The following is an 18,509-nucleotide window of genomic DNA, read 5'->3' on the forward strand; positions in this document are numbered from 1 at the left end:
GTTTTGGAGGGTGGGGGTGAAGACGGTGTCAACGGCGAGGAGGCTGTCGACGATGGCGGTGGGGGTGTCGGCGCGGTTGAGGGCTGCGGTGAGGACTGCGGCTTGGGGGTCGTCGAGGGTGGGGGCGGTGTCTACGTAGACCATCCAGGCGGCGACGGCGAGGGCGAGGGTGGTGGGTTCGGCGCCGGCGGCCAGGCGGTCTTCGACGGTGCCTAGGAGGCGGACGGGGAGTTTCACCGAGCCGTCCATGGCGACCTGGGTGGTGCGGTGTTTGAGGGCCGGGTTGGCGAAGCGGTCGAGGACGGTGGCGCCGTACGCCGCCAGGTCGAGGCCGTCCGGCGGGGTGAGGGTGGGGATGACGTCGTCGGTGATCAGGGTGTGGGCCAGTGCGGCGAGTTCCTGGTCGCGGACTGCCTCGGCGATGGTCTCGTAGCCGCGCAAGGCACCGAGGTAGGCGAGCATCGAGTGCGTCGCGTTCAGGATGCGGAGTTTGGCTTGCTCCCAGGGCGCGACGTCGGCGGTGAGGACTGCACCGCCCTGCTCCCAGGCCGGACGCGGGCCGGCGAAGTCATCCTCGATCACCCACTGCAGGAACGGCTCGGCAACCACAACTGCTTCATCCCGTACGCCGAGGAGCCGGGCAGCCTCGTCGCGATCGGCGTCGGTGGTTGCGGGCACGATGCGGTCGACCATGCTGGCCGGGAAGCGGGATGCCTCGAACACGTCGGGCACTGTGCCGAGAGCGTCGAAGTACTCCGCGACCAATCGGCGCAGGAAGGGGCCGTTAGCAACCAAGTTGTCGCAGGAGACGATCGTCAGCGGCGACTCGCGGCGAGCCAGCGCGGCGGCCAGTTGGCCGACGACGGTGCGGGGTGGGCGGCCGGCCAGGTCGGCCTGGATCTCGGGGTCGTCGAGGTCCAGTCCGCCGTTCTTGGCGCGGTAGCCCTTCTCGGTCACCGTCAGCGTCACCACCGAGACCGCCGGATCGGCGATCCGCGCAACGACCGCTTCCGGGTCCTCCGGCGCGGTCAACACCTCACGGATACTCCCGATCACCTGGACCGTCGGATCGCCGTTGCCACGCTCGAGAACGCCATACAGGCCGTCCTGCGGCGCTAGCTGCTCGCGGACAGTGGCTGAGCGCTGGCTGACACCACTGATCCCCCAGCGGGTGTCACCGGTCAGCGCGGCGGCGCGCTCGGTGATCACAGCTTGGTGGGCGCGGTGGAACGCGCCGAGACCAAGGTGGACAACACCGACCGACAGCGAGCGCGGATCGACGGCGGGTGCAACGGGCAGGTGGGCGAGACTCAACCTGTTCACGGGGATCCCCTTTCAACTTGATGCACGGTCAACTTGATGCACGGTCAACTCTGATGAACGGTCAAGCTCTGGTGGACGGCGCAGGGCCGGTGGAGTTGCGAACGATCAGCTCACCGGCGAGCACGCTCTGCCGCCCGATCGGCGGCAGCATTTCCGGCATGGCGATCAGGTCGAGCAGGATCTCGACCGCGATCTGACCGGACCGCTGCTTCGGCATCCGGATCGTGCTGAGGGACGGGATCGCCATCCGGGACATCTCGATGTCGTCGACGCCGATGACGCTGAGGTCGTCCGGCACCGAGATCCCGCGCGCATGCAGCCGGGTCAGCAGTCCGATCGCGACCAGGTCGTTGTAGGCAACCACTGCTGTCGCTTCCGTCGCGACCGCCTGGTCCGCTGCGGCGACGCCGCCCTCGTAGGTCGGCGCGAAGCTCCCCACCGTGACCAGCTCGACTCCCCGCGACTCGGCGGCAACTCGCAGACCGGCCTCGCGATGCTGGCTCGACCAGGACGCCTCCGGACCACCCACCCAGGCGACCCGGCGATGCCCGAGCGCGGCCAGATGCGCCATCGCCTGCCGCATCGCGTCCTCGTCGTCGAAGATCACGCCGGTGAGTCCTGGGACACCGCGGTTGATCAGCACGACGTTGGTGTCCTCGGCGATCGCCGCGAGCTCCTCGGCGCTGGACCGCGGTGAGCACAGGATCAGTCCGTCGACCTGCTTGGCCAGCGCACGGAACAGGCCGGCCTCGACCGCGGGCTCCTCATCGGTGTCCGCAACGAAGACCGCGACGTCATCACGCCGGGCCCGGGCCTGAACACCCTTGGCGACGCTGGCGAAGAACGGGTTGGCGAGATCGGGAATGACCAGGCCGACATTGCCGGTCCGGCCGGTGATCAGGCCGCGGGCCGCCCGATTCGGCTGGTAGTGAAGCTGCTCGACGGCGATCTTTACGCGAGCACGAGTGGTCTCGCCCACCATGTCCGGCAGCGAAAGCGCACGGGACACAGTCGACGGTGACACCCCGGCAAGCCGGGCCACGTCACGAAGTGTCGCGGGCATGGTCACCTCCTCCGGGGCTGGGTCGGACCAGTTTGCAATCCGTTGCAACACGATGTCAAATGGGACCTCGCAGACACCGATTTGCATCGTGAATCAAGGACTGCAATCGTTTGTAGCAGCCGTCGCACCCGAGCATCCTCGGAGGTCCTCATGCCCAAGGCCCTGCAGCCTCATCCCGATCGCGCCCTGCCCGCCGGAGCGGCACGCGATCTCGCCCGCCGGATCCACGCGTCGACGAAAGATCTGCCACTGCTTTGTCTCCACGGGCACGTCGACATCGGGCTGTTCGCGGCCGATGCGCCGTTCGGCAACCCGGCCGAGCTGCTGGTCATCCCTGACCACTACGTCACCCGGATGCTCGTCTCCCAGGGCGTCTCCCCGGACAAGCTGGGCCTCCCCCGCCGCAGCGGCGCGCAGACGGCCGACCCCCGCGAGGTCTGGCGCGAGTTCTGCGCGCACTGGCACCTCTTCCGGGGGACCCCGAGCCGGTATTGGCTGGAGCACGAGTTCGCCGAGGTGCTCGGCCTGACCGTGCACCCGTCAGCCGAGACCGCCGACGAGCTCTACGACCAGATCTCCGCGCGGATCGCCGAGCCCGACTTCCGGCCACGGGCCCTGCTCGACCGGTTCAACATCGAGCTGCTCTCGACCACCGATGCCGCGACCGATGACCTGGCCCTGCACAAACAGCTCGATGCCGAGCTGCCCGGTCGCGTGATCCCGACCTTCCGGCCCGATGCAGTGGTCCACCTCGACCGGCCCGGCTGGTCGCAGCTCGCTGAGCAGCTCGGTCAACTCGCCGATGTCGACACCTCGACGTACGGCGGCTATCTCGCGGCGATCCGGCAGCGACGCCAGGTCTTCGTCCAGGCCGGGGCCCGGGCGACCGACCACGGGCACTTCAGTGCGGCGACGACCCCGCTGCCGGACACCGAGGCGGAGCGGATCTACGCCGATGCATTGAAGGGGCAGGTGTCGACGGAGGACGCGGCCGCGTTCGCCGGGCACATGCTGTTCCAGTCGGCCGTCATGTCGGCTGAGGACGGGCTGGTGATGCAGCTGCATCCTGGCGTGCTGCGCGACCACCATCCCGCGATCCACGGGACGTACGGGGCTGATCAGGGGCACGACATTCCGGTGACGACCGAGTTCACCAGGTCGCTGCGGCCGCTGCTCGAGCAGTTCGGGCATGCGGAGGGCTTCCGGATCGTGCTGTTCACCGTCGACGAGACGACGTACTCGCGTGAGCTCGCGCCACTGGCCGGCGTGTATCCGGCCGTGCGGCTGGGGGCGCCCTGGTGGTTCCTCGACAGCCCGGGTGGGATGCGGCGCTTCCGGGAGCTGGTGACCGAGACGGCCGGCTTCTACAACACGACCGGTTTCGTCGACGACACCCGTGCGTACCTGTCGATTCCGGCCCGGCACGACCTCGCGCGCCGCATCGACGCCGGCTACCTGGCCGACCTCGTCGCGCAGCACCGGCTCGACGAGGACGACGCCTTCGAGGTCGCCAAAGACCTGGCCTACAACCTCGCGCGGGACACGTATCTGGGGTAGCTGTAGTCTCCACCAGATCTTGTTGGCTGGGAGGGACGTGGATGAGGCGGCGCGGGGTTCGGATCACAGGTGCTGCCCTGGCAGTCGCGTTGTTGCTGGCCGGCTGCACCGACAGTGGCGGCAGCACCGACAGCGGCGACGCCGGACCAAAGCCTGCTCCCCCAACAGTGACCGTGCCGACCGGTCCGCCGGCTGCTGCAGCGGCGGCGCTCGGTCCGACCGGCCCCAGTACGGCGGCGCCTTGCCGAGGGACCTCGATCGCGGTCGGAGCCGACCCGCAGCGCGTCATCGACAGCAGGCCGGCCGGTACGACGTACTGCTTCGCGCCCGGCGTGCATCGGATCGCCCGGCCGATCGAGCCACGCGACGGTGACACCTTCGGTGGTGGAGCCGGTGCAGTGCTGACCGGATCGGTGCCAGTGACCGAGTGGTCGCGGGAGGGTTCCACCTGGGCTGCGCGTGGTGTGCTGCCGGCGGCCTACCCGCTCAAGGGCCAGTGCGAGGACAACCGCACGAACCCCTGCCAGCTTGGCGAACAACTCTTCCTCGGCGGCGTCCACCTCAACCGGGTCATGAGCCTGGACGAGCTGAAACCGGGAACCTTCTTCGGCGACTACGCCACCAACGCGCTCTACGTCGCCGACGACCCGACCGGCAACCCGACCGGCAACCCAGCAGGCAACCCAGCAGGCAAGGCCGACGCCACCCCAGCCGCCAACCCAGTCGGCAAACCAGCCGAGCTGTCACGGACCACGACGGCCTTCGCCCGCGGGGCCCAACGAGTGACCGTAACCGGGCTGACGATCGAGCACTTCGCCTCCCGCCCGCAAGGCGGTGCGCTGGAGGCCGGCCCCGGCTGGCGGGTGACCGGCAACGAGGTTCGCTGGAACCACGGCGTCGGCGTCATGCTGATCGAGGCCGACGGTGCCGAGGCCGTCCGGAACACGATCGCCGACAACGGACAGCTCGGCCTCGGGCAGTACAAGTCGGCCGATGTCCGGGTCACCGCGAACCTGGTCACCCGGAACAACACCGACGGGTTCTGGATCGCCGACTGGGAGTCCGGCGGGATCAAGTCGACCCGCTCGTCCGGTGAGATCTCCGGGAACGATGTGGTCGCCAACCGCGGGGTCGGGATCTGGAGCGACATCGCCGAGTACGACCGGCGGATCAGCGCGAACCGGATCCGCGACAACGCGGCCGACGGGATCCGCTACGAGATCAGCTACGCCGGGGTGATCGAGAAGAACGTTGTCGAAGGCAACGGCTTCGGGACCGGCCGGGGTTCCGGCGGCAGCCTGTGGGACGGCGGCGGGATCAACGTCAACACCTCATCCGACGTCCAGGTCCGCGGCAACCTGGTCAAGGACAACCGCAACGGCATCTCGATCCAGTCCCGGACCCGGGGTGAGGGGCCGCGGGGCCGGTACGTCCTCAGCAACGTGGTCGTCGAAGGCAACCTGATCGTTCTCGGTGGCCCGGCGGCCAGCACCGGCGTGGTCGAGAACAAGGGCTCCCCCACGCAGTCCGGCGCGGTCACCTTCCGCCGCAACAGCTACCAACTGCCCACCAGCACCCGCTTCGGCTACCGCGGCAAGGAGCTCAGCTGGCCGCAGTGGCAGGAAGCCGGCTTCGACCAGGATTCGGTCAAGAGCTAGTCGGTCAGGAGCTAGTCGGTCAGGAGCTGACGGCGAGTCTTCGATGTCGGATGCGGTCGGCATCGCAGATCGCCGCCGCCACCAGGAGATGGACAGTCATCGAGGACAGATCCGACAGGCCGCTCTCGTTCAGCGAGGCGGCCGACACGTAGCCGAGCAGCAGCGCGCCGCAGGCCCGGATGTACAGCGTCGGGGCCCGCAGGACCGAGATCCAGGCCAGGATCAGGGCCAGGCCAACGATCAGGACAGCCAGCACGCCGGTCTCCCAGTACAGGCCGAGCCAGCTGTTGTCGATCGCCATCACGTCGATATCGCCCTCGCCACGGCGGAGCAGAATCCGCTTGTTGCCGAGTCCGTGGCCGAGCAGCGCGGTCTGGAACGACACCTTCTCGTCGAGCACCGCCTGCCAACTGGTGGTGCGGCCGCTGAGCGAGCTGATCTGCCGAGTGCCCTGGCCGCGCAGAAGCCAGTTGTGCAGCGAGCCGATGGTCAGGAAGGCGATACCGAGCAACGCCGGTACGCCGAGCGTCGCCAGCCGGCCGAACCAGGTCTTCCGGGTCAGCAGCAAGGCCAGGACCAGCCCGAACGCGACGGCCGCGGCCGACGTACGGGTTCGGCTGGCCGCGACCAGGATTCCGCCGAGGCCGACCAGAGTCGCCGCCGACAGCAGCGACAGTTTCTTGCAGAGATAGCCGATGATCGCCAGCCCGAGCAGGATCGCGCCGACCTCGCCCACGCGCGGCGGCAACATCGGGATGATGACGCCCTGGAGCCGGGAGCCAGTGCCGAGCGAACTGAGCGGCCGCCAGGCCAGGCTGGGTGCGTACGCAAGGCTGAGTACGACGGTGATCGCCAGCAGGATGTGCGCCCACAGATGGGCCCGGACCAACCGCTCCGGCACCTGCACGAGCGGCCGCCAGAGCAGGAAGACCAGCACCAGGCCGATCAGGAAGCGGACCAGCCGGGTCAGCGGGCCCATCGGCTCGGCGAGCAGGAAGGCCGTGGCGGTCGCGAACAAGACATACCCGACGTACAGGCTGCCGGTCGGATTGACTCGCGTCCGGAACCCGGGCTTGGTCGCGGCCAAGGCGATCAAGAAGATCGCGCCGAGTAGCAGGCCCTTCATCACGCTGTTGGTGGAGCCGGTCGTGCCCTGCGGTGCGGCGACCCGGGACGACCACGGCTGGACACCGAGCACGAACAGACACCACAGCGCCAGCCAGAACCACGCCGGCTTCTCCGAGGGAGTCTCGACCGTGCCCGGGACCGCCTGGGCCAACCGGTCCCGGCGCGGCACCCAGCCGCGTCCGACCCGGTACTCCGCACCGGTCCGGAACAGCTCGGCCGCTGGCTGCCTGGCCAAGATCAGCGAACGTGCGGGGTGGCGGACTCCGCAGGCGTGTAGTTGAGCGGAATGCCGAGGGTCTCGTCGTGGTCGGAGGCGCCGATCAGGACGACGCCGAGCACGGGAGCGCCGGCATAGTGCAGCGCGGCGGTGAGCCGGGCGACGTCCATCTCCTTGTCGTGGCCGATCTGCACCACGAGGACCGACGCATCCACGGCGGCGGCCAACGGCGAGATGCCGTGCCGGCCGACCGCGGCGGGACCGTGGATGACGACCGAGTAGCCCGGCGGCAGGTCGGCGACGATGCCCGGGACGAGGGACGGACCGACCGCCGACGCGGTCTCCTCGTGGTTCATCCCCGGCGGAAGCACATAGAGGTCGGACACCGGGCCGGGACGGAAGAGTTTGCGGGCCCGGATCGCCCGGGTTGCCGCGGGCTCCATGACCAGGTCGGTCAGGCCCTCGTGGCCGGTGACGTGCGGCAGGACCGGCGTACCCTCCACGTCGGCGAGGACCAGCAGGGTCTCGCGACCGTCGCGGGCATTCGCCTCGGCCATGGCCAGCGCGATACCGGCTGCGTTCGGGCTCGGCGACGCCGAGACGACCAGCAACGCGCCCGGTCCACCACTGGCGAAGGCGCGCGCGCTCAGCTCGCGGCGCGCCAGCGCGCCACTCGCCTCGGCGCCCAGCGCAGTGATCTCGTACGGCGGAAGCTCCGGCGCGGACCGGTGCCACATCCGCCGCCGGTTCCCCTCGGAGGCCGCGATGACCGGCGAACTGGAAGCCCGCGCAGCCTGGTCCCGGGTCAGGATGTACGGCGTCAGGTGGGACCGCAGGAGCGCCAGACCAAACCCGAGCACCAGCCCGAGGATGCCGCCGACCAGGATGTCCCGCGCAACCATCGGCGACGAGGAGGCAGTGTCGGTCGTGGCCGGTGTGACCAGCTCGCTCCCGGCGCCGACACCGGTCAGCGCCTTGCGCATCGCGGACGCGTCGTCGGCGGCCTGCCGGGCTTCGGTGGCCAGCCCGACCCGCTGGTCTCGCAACTGGCTCGCGGTCTGCGTATCGCCCCGCGCGACCGCCTCGTCGATCTGGCTGACCAGCGACCGGGACTGCAGGTTCGCGGTCTTGGCCCGGTCTTGCGCCTGGCCGGCCAGCGTTGTCAGCAAGGCCTTGGCCGCGTCGTTGCGCTGCTTCAGATAGACAGTCGCGATCGCGTTCGCCCGCTGCACTGCCTCGGACGCCGTCGGACCGTCGGTCGTCACCAGGTAGGCGTTGTCGGTGACCGCCTTCACCCGCGTCACCGCGGCGAGGTCCCGGATGGTTTCGTCGGTCGTCGGCAGCCCGAGGGTCTGCGCGACTCCGCGCAGCAGCCGCGGACTGGCCATCACCCGCGCCTGGGTCTCGGCCGGCAGATCCATGCCGAGCGGGCCGGTCTTGTCGGTGCTGCTGGGCAGCTTCCCGACCAGAGCAGGCGGCACCGCCGGGCCGATGACGAGCTGGCTGGACGCCGTCCAGCGCTGGGTCTGGGCCAGCGCGAAGACCGACGCACCGACCAGGCCGAGCACGACACAGGCCAAGATCAGCCACTTCTGCCGTAGCAGTGACTGAGCGGTTTCCCGCCAGACCACAGTGCCCGGTTCCATCCCAACCTCATTCCGTCGATCAGCGCCTCAGGATAGCCACGACGGCAAGGTGTGGCGAGTCGGTCTCGCTCCGTGCCCCGACGCGGGGGCGTTACTCTCTTCCCAAGGTCTCGGGGGCACGGAGAGACCGTCAATGTCCTAGGGGGGACATCACAGCATGAAGAGATGGTTAGTCACGTCTGCCACCGCCGCGGCGCTGATCGCCGGATCGCTGGCCTACGCACCGGCTGCACAGAGTATTGAGGCGTCACTCTCGGCGACTGACAGTCCGGTCTGGCAGACCAACGCCAGCGTTCAGGGTTTGGCCGTCGCGGCCGGCAAGGCATATGCCGGGGGCCGGTTCACCAGCGTCCGCCCGCCGGGCGCCGCCGCCGGAACCAGTGAGGTCGCACAGGCCTACCTGGCAGCCTTCGACCAGAGCACCGGCGATCTGGCCGCCGCGTTCACGCCGGTCCTGAACGATCAGGTGTACGCCGTTGCCGCGTCCGCGGACGGATCGCGCATCTTCGTCGGCGGTGACTTCACCACTGTCAACGGCGTCACGCGGAATCGGATCGCCGCCTTCGACACCGCCACCGGCACACTGGTCGCGAGCTGGAAGCCGAGCGTTTCCTACCGGGTCAAGACGATCGCCGTCTCCGGGAACACCGTGTACTTCGGTGGCTCGTTCGGCCTCGTGAACGGCCAGGACCGGCCCCGCCTCGCCGCGGTGACCGCCGACACCGGCACTCTGTTGCCCTTCGCACCCAACGTCAACGGCGACGTGTACGCCGTGGACGCCACCGACGACGGTTCGAAGGTGTACGCCGGCGGCCAGTTCAGCCAGGTCAATGGCACCAGCCAGAACACCGTGGCCAGCCTGGACCCGGCGACGGGCGCCGTACTTCCCTTCCCCGGTGCGTCCGCCGTACCGCCGCCGAACGGGTCCTGCACGACCCGCGTCAAGTCGATCGACGCCAGCGGGGACACCGTCTACTTCGGGAACGGTGGTGACGGCGGCGGTTGCTTCGACGGGACCTGGGCCGTCGACACCGCCACCAACGCGCTGAAGTGGAAGAACCAGTGCCTGGGCGCGACCGAGGCCGTCAAGGTCATCAACGGCTGGCTCTACAAGGGCTCGCACGCCCACGACTGCGCGAACCAGGGCGCCGGCGGCTTCCCGCAGGGCTTCGGCTACCGCTTCCTGCTGAGCCAGAAGCTCACCGACGGCTCGCTCGGGCCCTGGTTCCCGAACACCAACGCAGGTCCGCCCACCGAGGTCGGCCCGCTGGCGTTTGCGACCGGCGGCAGTGACCTGTGGGTCGGTGGCGACTTCACCACGACGAACGGCGTCACCCAGCAGGGCCTGACCCGCTTCACCAACGCGGGGCCCGGTGCGGCACCCGCCAAGCCGGCGAAACTCACGCCATACAGCGTCGAGCCAGGCGCCGTACAGATTCACTTCCCGACCGTTGTGGACAATGACGACAGCACGCTGACCTACCGCTTGCTCAAGGGCTTCAGCAACACCACCATCGCGACCTGGACCGCCAAGTCGACGCCGTGGGACCGACCCTGGCTGCACTACACCGACACGGCAGTGACACCAGGTGAGTCGACCAACTACCGCGTCGAGGTCACCGACGGCAGTACGACGCTGCGCGGCAACTACTCCGACCCGGTGACAGTGGCCAGTTCGAAGTCGTCGGCGTACGACCAGATCATCAGCTCCGACGGCCCACAGGCGTACTGGCGCCTCGGTGAGCCCTCCGGTACGACGACCTCGGTCGACGCGTCCGGGCAGAGCAACAACGGTGCTTTCACCGGTATGACGCTCGGCGCGAGCGGTGCGATCGCGGGGAACACCGCTGCGACCACCAGCTCGAGCAGTGGCCGGATGGTCGGCGAGAAGGCGTTCAGCATGCCGCAGCAGTTCACGGTCGAGGCCTGGGTGAAGCAGAGCTCTAGCCGTGGCGGGCGCATCCTCGGCTTCGGCAGCTCCAAGACCGGCAACAGCGCCGGGGGCGGCGACCGGATGCTCTACATGCGGTCGACCGGCGCGATCCTGTTCGGCGTCAACGACGGCGCCCAGCGGACCGTGACCAGCCCCTCGGGCAAGAACGACAACCAGTGGCACCACGTCGCCGGGACCTTCGACAACGGCCTGCTCAAGCTGTTCGTCGACGGCGTCCTGGTCGGCAGCACCAGCACCGGCACAGCGTCCCTGTACTACGGCTGGTGGCGGATCGGGTACGACAACACCAGCGCGTGGACCGGCGGCGGCGCCACCCAAACCGGGCTGGCGATCGACGAAGCAGCGGTCTACCCGTATGCCCTGAGCCCGTCCCAGGTACAGAGCCACTACGATGCACGGTGAGCAATCTGTCGGGGAGTTGTAGCTCAAAGTCATCATGCGCTTGACTGATGCCTCCCCGCCCAGTCAAAGGAACTTGATGAAGAAGCTAGTTCTGGTTGTCGTCACCGCCGCGGCCGTTGTGGCCGCGGCGCTGATCCCTTCCGGCCCACCGGTTCAGGCCGCCTCCAAAGGCTTCGGCTCGGCGGTTTCCGCCGTCAAACAGACGACCTGGCAGACCAACGCCAGCGTGACCGCGCTGGCGGTGGCCGGCAATACCGTCTACGCCGGTGGCCTCTTCACCAGGATCCGCCCGCCGGGTGCCGCCAAAGGGGTTCAGGAGTCGGTGCGCACTTATGTTGCCGCCTTCAACAAAACCACCGGCGCCCCGACCACCTTCGCCCCGAAGCTGAACGGCGCCGTCCGCGGCATCGCCACCAGCCCGGACGGCAAGTGGGTGGTGCTCGGTGGTGACTTCACCACCGTGAACGGCGTCAAGCGCAGCAAGATCGCGAAGTTCAGCGTAGCGACCGGCCAACTGGTGGCCGGCTGGGACCCGGTCGTCTCGGCCCGGGTGAAGAGCATCGACATCTACGGCAACAGCGTCTTCTTCGGTGGCGCATTCACCAAGGTCGACAGCAGAGTCAGTAATCGCCTGGCCGCAGTCAAGCTGACGGACGGCACGCTGCTGCCCTGGAACCCGAACGCGGACGACGACGTCTACGCGGTCCGGGCCTCCGGCAATGGAACCCGGGTGTTCGTCGGCGGCCCGTTCGAGACGATCAACGGCAAGGACCACTACTCGCTGGCGATGGTCAACAGCACCAACGGCACCGCGCTCGCGATGCCGGCCGCGAGCCTGATCCCGAAGCCGACCTGGGGCTGCACCACCCGGGTCAAGGTGATCGAGACCCAGGGGAACAAGGTCTTCGCCGGCAACGGCGGTGACGGCGCGGGCTGCTACGACGGCATCATCGCCGCCGACGCCACCACCGGCAAGGCGCTGTGGCAGAGCAACTGCCTGGGCGCGAACGAGGCGCTGAAGGCGATCGACGGCTGGCTGTACAAGGGCTCGCACGCCCACGACTGCAGCCAGGACGGCTCGTTCGGCGACGGCACCGGCACGCACTTCCTGCTGGTCCAGAGCATCGCCAACGGCAAGATCGGCCCCTGGTTCCCGAACACGGACGCCGACCCGAACAGCACCACCCAGGTCGGCCCGCTGGCGTTCGCCGGGGACAGCACCGGTCTGTGGGCCGGCGGTGACTTCCTGAAGGTCGCCGGTAAGGGCCAGCAGGGGCTCACCCGGTTCAGCAGTGCGCCAGGTGGTGCGGTCCCCGCCGTACCGAAGGCGCCGGCGCTGACGGCGGGTGCCGCCAAGGTGACGCTCAAGTTCACCGACGTGTACGACGTCGACAACATCACTCTGACCTACAGCGTCTACCGCGGGACCACCAAGATCGGTTCCTACAAGTACAACTCGTACTACTGGGACAAGCGGAAGACCTACACGGTGACCGACACCGGAGTGAAGTCCGGCCAGACGGTCGGATATCGAATTGACGTCACCGACGACCGCAATACCGTCAAGTCCTCGACAGCTTCCGTCAAGGTGCACTAGAACTAGGGGCCTGCCCGCCCATGCAGGCCCTATAGTCGCTCGCCCGGCCGCCCGCCGGTACCCCGCACTTCTGCCCGAAGTACACCTAGCCGCACGGGGCGGCCCGATTTACATTGAACCCAAGGGGGGTTCATACAGTGAGGAAACTGATTGCTGCGCTCAGCGCGGCAGGTCTCGGCGTTGCCGGGCTCCTGGTCGCTCTGCAGCCGGCGCAAACCGCCGTCACCACCGCAGGTCCGCTCACCGCGCTGCCGGCCACGGCCTGGCAGACCGACGCGAGTGTGCTCGGCCTCGCCGTCGCCAAGAACAAGGCGTTCGTCGGTGGCCGCTTCCTGAACGTCCGTCCGCCGGGCGCCGCACCGGGCGCCAGTCAGACCGGCCGGACCTATCTGGCCGCGTTCAACCAGACCACCGGTGCGCTCGACACCACTTTCAACCATGTACTGAACGGCATCGTCTGGTCGATCGTCGCCTCGGCGGACGGCTCGAAGATCTATATCGGCGGTGATTTCACCAAGGTCGACGGCGTCACCCGGAATCGGCTGGCCGCCTTCGACGCCACCACCGGCGCGCTGATCGCGAACATCAAGCCCAGCGTGTCCTACCGGGTCAAGACGCTCGCCGTCGGCGGCAACAGCCTGTACTTCGGTGGTTCGTTCGGCCTGGTGAACGGCATCGCCCGTAACCGCGCCGCCGCGATCAGCACGGTCGACGGCACGCTGCAGGCCTGGAACCCGAACCTGGACGCCGACGTCTACGCGATCGACGCGGCCGACGACAACTCCAAGGTCTACCTGGGCGGCACGTTCACGAAGGTCGGAACCACCAGCCGGTGGGCCGTGGCCAGCGTGAACAACTCCACCGGCGCGATCCTGCCGTTCTCCGCCGCTTCCGCGGTCCCGAATCCGACCTCAAGCTGCAAGAGCCGGGTCAAGGACATCGAGACGGTCGGTACGACGGTCTACTTCGCCAACGCCGGTGACGGCGGCGGCTGCTTCGACGGCACCTGGTCCGCAGATGTTGCCACCGGCAACCTGAAGTGGAAGAACACCTGCCTGGGCGCCACCGAGGCCATCACGATGGTGCAGGGCTGGCTGTTCAAGGGCTCGCACGCCCACGACTGCGGTGCTGCCACGGCCGGTCCGGCGTTCCCGGAGGGCTACGGCAACCACTACCTGCTGCTGCAGAACCCGGCCGACGGCAAGATCGGGCCCTGGTTCCCGAACACGAACGCCGCGGCACCGACCCAGGTCGGCCCGCTCGTCTCAGCCACCGGTGGCTCGGACCTGTGGGTCGGCGGCGACTTCACCACCGTGAACGGGGCCGGCCAGCAGGGCCTGACCCGCTTCACCGGTCTCGGCAACGGCGCCGTACCGCTCGGCCCGGCGCTGCCGGCACTGTCCAACACGGTCACCAAGCAGGTCAAGGCGACCGTGCAGACGTCACTCGACAACGACGACGTCACGCTCACCTACCGGCTGCTGCGCGGGGCGACGAACACGGTCGTGGCCACCACGACCGCGAACTCCACCTTCTGGAGCCGGCCGAGCATCACGCTCACCGACACCAACGCACCGGTCGGTTCACAGCAGTACCGCATCGAGGTCTACGACGGGAAGAACACCGTCCGCGGCGGCTACTCGACCATCACGGTCAGCTAGCTAGTTCCCAGCACCGTTCGAGCCCCTGGTCAGCGCGACCAGGGGCTCGTTGCGTTGTCATACCGTGGGACTACTTTCGGCGCGGAAGTTGAGTCCGACGATGGATGCCGAACCGGTCCCCGTTTCGGGATGCTGTGAGTATGAAACGCAGCTCGCGCCGAGTCCTCCAGGTGGCCGGAACCATCCTCGCCGGTACGGCGTTCGTCGCCGTCCTGTTCATCGGTCATCACGAACCGGAGTCGCGGATCTGGAAGACCGCTGCCTCGGTCACTGTCACGCTGGCCGAGAAGATCCGCGGCAAGTCGATCACACCGGGGGCGGTTGCCGATCTGCTGCCCGGCGATGCGCGTTGATCGCCCTGCGGGCCTGCGACCACCAGAGCAGCAGGGTGCAGAACGAAGCACCGGCCAGCCCCCACGCGGCCCCCTCGGGACCGCCCAGGTAGGCGCCTCCGACGCCGCAGACGATCAGAACCACCGAAGACACGAGCCGGACCCCGAGACCGCGCGAGGCGGCCGCCAGCGCCCGAAGGATGGCGAAGGCACCGGCGTTCGAAGCGCCGAGGGCCTGCAGCAGGATGACCGGGACCAGGACGGCGTGCGCCTGGGCCCAGACGCCGGGGCCAAGAAGCTCCCGGCCGACCGCCGGCGGCAGCAGCAGGAAGACGGCTCCCCAGGCGAAAGCTCCCGCCCCCACCCCGAGTGAGATCGCCAGTCCGACCAGCCACAGCCGCCGGTACGAGTGCGCCAGTGCGCGGGTGGCCTCGGGGACAGAGATCATCCGGATGCCTTGGTTGAGCACGTTCACGGGCCCAAGCAGAACCTGAGCGCCCCGGATCCCCGCGGTCGCGACGAGACCGGCCGCAGCGGTGATCCCGAGCATGTAGACCTGAATCGTGCCGGAGACCGCGAGCAGCTCACCGACGTACTTCGGGGTCAGGTCCCAGTTCCGGTGCACCCATTCGCGGATCAGCTGGCGGCGCGGGGCGATCCCGGCCTGGAAGCGGCCGGCCACGGCCGCGACAACGGCGCCCAGGCCCCACGCGAGGGTGAGCGAGAACGCGGACGCAGTGTCGGTCAGGTAGAGCCCGCCGAAGATCGCGAGCATGGCAACAAGCCAGATGAGGTCGTTCAGGAAGGCTTTCTGGCCCTCCCCGATCACGAAGAACGCCCAGCGCCACGCATCCTGCAGCAGCAGCCCGGGCATGGTGACGGCGAAGGCGATCAGCACGCCCTTGGACGGCACCCCCGGGAACAGTGCGATCGCGAGCGCCACCACAAGCCCGATAAACCCGATCAGCAGCGCGGTCGCCGTACTGGCTCGGACGGCGCGTTCCCACTCCGGCGTGCGGTCGCCGGAGTGCCGGACCGAGAGTGGTTCGGTGGCGACCGCCCGGGACACGTTGAGCGCGATTGTGTAGCCGCCGAAGGCCAGCGCGTAGATACCGAAGTCGGCGACCGAGCTCGAGCGTGCGACGACCAGACCGACCGCCAGATTGCTCAGGCTGGACAGAGCCTGATCAGCCAGTCCCCAACCAGCACGACCAGCCGGTCCGGCCAGTCGACTCAGTTTGGGCGGCCGAAATCTCACTCCCGCACGTTACACAGCGCGCGGCGGGCGGCGCAGCACGCCGAACGCGAAACGCGGGATCCCGATCAGATAGCGCTTCCACAGCCGCCGCGGTTCCTTGTAGAGCCGATAGCTCCACTCCAGACCGGCCTTCTGCATCCACTCCGGCGCACGATCCAGCCGGCCGGTGTGGAAGTCGAAGGCCGCGCCGACACCGATCAAGATCGCTGCGTTCAGCCGCTCGCGGTGCTCGGCCATCCAGCGCTCCTGCTTCGGCGCGCCAAGCCCAACCCAGATGATGTCCGGGTGGGCCGAGTTCATCCGCTCGACCGTCTCGGCGTCTTCTTGCAGAGTCAACGCCCGGTACGGCGGGCATTCCACCCCGACCACCTTGAGCGCCGGGTGCTTGTCCTGGAACGTCATCCGCAGCTCGTCGGCAACGCCCTCGGCGCCGCCGTAGAAGTACTGCGTCCAACCCCGGTCTGCAGCCTCGGCCATGATCCGCTCCAGCAGGTCCGGCCCGGCGACGCGGCCCATCTGCTCGAAGCCGGCCTTCTTGCCGGCCCAGACCAACGGCATCCCGTCCGGTACGACGAGACCAGCCGTGTTGTAAACCGTCTTCAGCTGCTGATCAGCCCGCGCGTGCAGCAGCGCGTTCATGTCGGTGACGCAGACGAGCTGCCGCTCGCCGTTGTCGATCCAACGCTCGAAAACGCCGACCGTGTCCTCGAGATTGGTGACGCTGACCTGGATGCCGAGCACATCGACACGGTCCGCCGCGGTTGCAGGGGCGTGCAAGTCGGTCATCGGCCATCCTCCGGGTTCAGCAGGGCCACGTCCGCGTCGACCATGATGCGGACCAGCTCGGGTACATGCGTCTGCGCCTTCCAGCCCAGCTCGGTGTTCGCCTTGGACGCGTCACCGATCAGCGAATCGACCTCGGTCGGCCGCTCGTACCGGGAGTCGTAGTCGACGTACTTCTCCCAGTCCAGCCCGACGTGGTCGAACGCCAAGGAGACAAAGTCTCGCACCGAGTACGACGAACCAGTCGCGATCACGTAATCCGCGGGAGTGTCGGCCTGCAGCATCCGCCACATGCCCTCGACGTACTCCGGCGCGTAACCCCAGTCCCGGCAGGCCTCCAGATTGCCCAGATACAGCCGATCCTGCTTGCCCAGCTTGATCGCCGCCACCGCGCGGGTGATCTTCCGCGTCACGAACGTCTCGCCGCGCCGCGGCGACTCGTGGTTGAACAGGATCCCGTTCACCGCGAACATCTCGTACGCCTCGCGGTAGTTCCGCGTCATCCAGTAGCCGTAAAGCTTCGCAGCCCCGTACGGCGACCGCGGGTAGAACGGCGTCAGCTCGTTCTGAGGCGGTGGCGTGGCACCGAACATCTCCGACGAGGACGCCTGGTAGAACCGGCAGTCCAAGCCGATCATCCGGATCGCCTCGAGCAACCGCGTCGTCCCCATGCCGGTCGTGTCACCGGTGTACTCGGGCTCGTCGAACGACACCCGCACATGCGACTGCGCTGCCAGGTGATACACCTCGGCCGGCTGGATCGACGCCAGCAACGTCACCAACCGCGACCCGTCGGTCAGATCTCCGTAATGCAGGAACAACCGCTTGTCGCTCTGATGCGGATCCTCATACAGGTGGTCGATCCGCTTGGTGTTGAACGTCGACGCGCGCCGGATCAGACCGTGGACTTCGTAGCCCTTGGCAAGCAACAGCTCCGCGAGATACGACCCGTCCTGGCCGGTGATGCCCGTGACAAAAGCCTTCTTCATACAGTGTGCTCCAGATACCAGGCGTAGGTGGCGGCCACACCGTCAGAAAGGTCGATGGTCGGCTTCCACCCCAGCGCCTGCAACCTGCTCACATCGAGCAGCTTGCGCGGCGTCCCGTCCGGCTTGGAAAGATCGTTGCTCACAGCACCTTCATACCCGACGACCCGAGCCACCAGCTGGGCCAGCTCCTGGATCGTCACGTCCTCACCGACACCGACATTGATCGGCCCCGGCTCGTCGTACGTGTCCAGCAAATGCAGGCACGCATCGGCCAGGTCGTCCACGTGCAAGAACTCGCGGCGCGGCGTCCCGGTCCCCCACAGAACAACCTCCGGCGCCCCCGACACCTTGGCGTCGTGGAAGCGCCGGATCAGCGCCGGCAACACATGCGACGACGTCAGGTCGAAGTTGTCATTGGGCCCGTACAGGTTGGTCGGCATCGCCGAGATCCAGCGCAACCCGTACTGCCGCCGGACTGCCTGAACCTGCATGATCCCGGCGATCTTCGCGATCGCATAAGCATCGTTGGTCGGCTCGAGCTCACCGGTCAGCAGACTCGACTCACGAATCGGCTGCTCGGCGTACTTCGGATAGATGCACGACGATCCGAGGAACAACAACCGCGGCGTCCGTACGGCGAGCGCCGCGTCCATGAGGTTGACCTGGATCCGCAGGTTGTCGCTGAGGAACTCGGTCGGGTGATCGCGGTTGGCGAGAATGCCACCGACCCGGGCCGCGGCATCGATCACCACGTCCGGCTTGTGCTCGGCCAGGAAGGCGAAGGTGGCAGCACGATCCCGCAGATCCAGCTCGGACGACGAGGCACCGATCAGCCGGGTGAACCCGGCCGCCTCGAGCCGCCGCCAGATGGCCGAACCAACCAGACCTCGATGGCCTGCAACATAGACGGTCGCGTCACTAGCCTCAATTAATTTGGCCAT

14 protein-coding genes are annotated in these 18,509 nt (G+C 68.2%); 6 read left to right on the forward strand and 8 right to left on the reverse strand.

The window, feature by feature from the left end:
* Both E1263_RS09735 and E1263_RS09740 read right to left on the reverse strand, forming a co-directional pair.
* Positions 1-1,323, reverse strand: a 1,323-nt coding sequence (locus E1263_RS09735; protein ID WP_132166882.1) for a mannitol dehydrogenase family protein, incomplete at its 3' end; no start/stop codon positions are given.
* Between the two features lie 61 nt (positions 1,324-1,384).
* Positions 1,385-2,386 carry a LacI family DNA-binding transcriptional regulator gene (locus E1263_RS09740; RefSeq protein WP_132166883.1) on the reverse strand — a complete coding sequence of 334 codons (1,002 nt, stop codon included), beginning with the start codon at positions 2,384-2,386 and terminating at the stop codon, positions 1,385-1,387.
* A 150-nt stretch (positions 2,387-2,536) separates the two neighbouring features.
* On the opposite strand from E1263_RS09740, the gene uxaC reads away from it, so the two are divergent.
* Positions 2,537-3,943, forward strand: coding sequence for a glucuronate isomerase (gene uxaC, locus E1263_RS09745; protein WP_132166884.1), 1,407 nt, complete (start codon positions 2,537-2,539; stop codon positions 3,941-3,943).
* Between the two features lie 41 nt (positions 3,944-3,984).
* Positions 3,985-5,601, forward strand: coding sequence for a right-handed parallel beta-helix repeat-containing protein (locus E1263_RS09750; RefSeq protein WP_132166885.1), 1,617 nt, complete (start codon positions 3,985-3,987; stop codon positions 5,599-5,601).
* 19 nt (positions 5,602-5,620) lie between these two features.
* Here E1263_RS09750 and E1263_RS09755 read toward each other — a convergent pair whose 3' ends face one another.
* Positions 5,621-6,964 carry an O-antigen ligase family protein gene (locus E1263_RS09755; protein WP_238161148.1) on the reverse strand — a complete coding sequence of 448 codons (1,344 nt, stop codon included), beginning with the start codon at positions 6,962-6,964 and terminating at the stop codon, positions 5,621-5,623.
* A 2-nt stretch (positions 6,965-6,966) separates the two neighbouring features.
* A complete protein-coding gene (locus tag E1263_RS09760) occupies positions 6,967-8,592 on the reverse strand; it encodes a Wzz/FepE/Etk N-terminal domain-containing protein (protein ID WP_132166886.1) in 1,626 nt (541 codons plus the stop codon).
* 157 nt (positions 8,593-8,749) lie between these two features.
* Between E1263_RS09760 and E1263_RS09765 the strand changes: the two genes are divergently transcribed.
* The 4 genes from E1263_RS09765 (at position 8,750) to E1263_RS09780 (ending at position 14,559) form a co-directional block, all read left to right on the forward strand.
* On the forward strand, positions 8,750-10,948 hold the full coding sequence (locus E1263_RS09765) for a LamG domain-containing protein (protein ID WP_132166887.1): 2,199 nt from the start codon (positions 8,750-8,752) through the stop codon (positions 10,946-10,948).
* Positions 10,949-11,024: 76 nt separating this feature from the next.
* A complete protein-coding gene (locus E1263_RS09770; RefSeq protein ID WP_132166888.1) occupies positions 11,025-12,545 on the forward strand; it encodes a WD40 repeat domain-containing protein in 1,521 nt (506 codons plus the stop codon).
* Between the two features lie 137 nt (positions 12,546-12,682).
* Entirely contained in the window at positions 12,683-14,206 is a 1,524-nt protein-coding gene (locus tag E1263_RS09775) for a fibronectin type III domain-containing protein (RefSeq protein WP_238161149.1), read from the forward strand.
* Between the two features lie 140 nt (positions 14,207-14,346).
* Positions 14,347-14,559, forward strand: a complete 213-nt coding sequence (locus E1263_RS09780) for a hypothetical protein (protein ID WP_132166889.1) — start codon at positions 14,347-14,349, stop codon at positions 14,557-14,559.
* Here E1263_RS09780 and E1263_RS09785 read toward each other — a convergent pair.
* The 4 genes from E1263_RS09785 to E1263_RS09800 are packed head-to-tail and all read right to left on the reverse strand — an operon-like array spanning position 14,513 to position 18,509.
* Entirely contained in the window at positions 14,513-15,796 is a 1,284-nt protein-coding gene (locus tag E1263_RS09785; RefSeq protein ID WP_238161150.1) for an MATE family efflux transporter, read from the reverse strand. The genes E1263_RS09780 and E1263_RS09785 overlap by 47 nt on opposite strands.
* A 9-nt stretch (positions 15,797-15,805) precedes the next feature.
* Complete coding sequence (locus tag E1263_RS09790; protein WP_132166890.1) at positions 15,806-16,582, reverse strand: WecB/TagA/CpsF family glycosyltransferase; 777 nt, start codon at positions 16,580-16,582, stop codon at positions 15,806-15,808.
* On the reverse strand, positions 16,579-17,568 hold the full coding sequence (gene gmd, locus E1263_RS09795) for a GDP-mannose 4,6-dehydratase (RefSeq protein ID WP_132166891.1): 990 nt from the start codon (positions 17,566-17,568) through the stop codon (positions 16,579-16,581). Before gmd ends, E1263_RS09790 begins: the two co-directional genes overlap by 4 nt.
* The gene (locus tag E1263_RS09800; protein ID WP_132166892.1) at positions 17,565-18,509 is read right to left on the reverse strand and encodes a GDP-L-fucose synthase family protein; all 945 of its coding nucleotides are present in this window, start codon (positions 18,507-18,509) and stop codon (positions 17,565-17,567) included. Before E1263_RS09800 ends, gmd begins: the two co-directional genes overlap by 4 nt.

This window comes from Kribbella antibiotica (genome assembly GCF_004349055.1).
Lineage (GTDB): Bacteria > Actinomycetota > Actinomycetes > Propionibacteriales > Kribbellaceae > Kribbella > Kribbella antibiotica.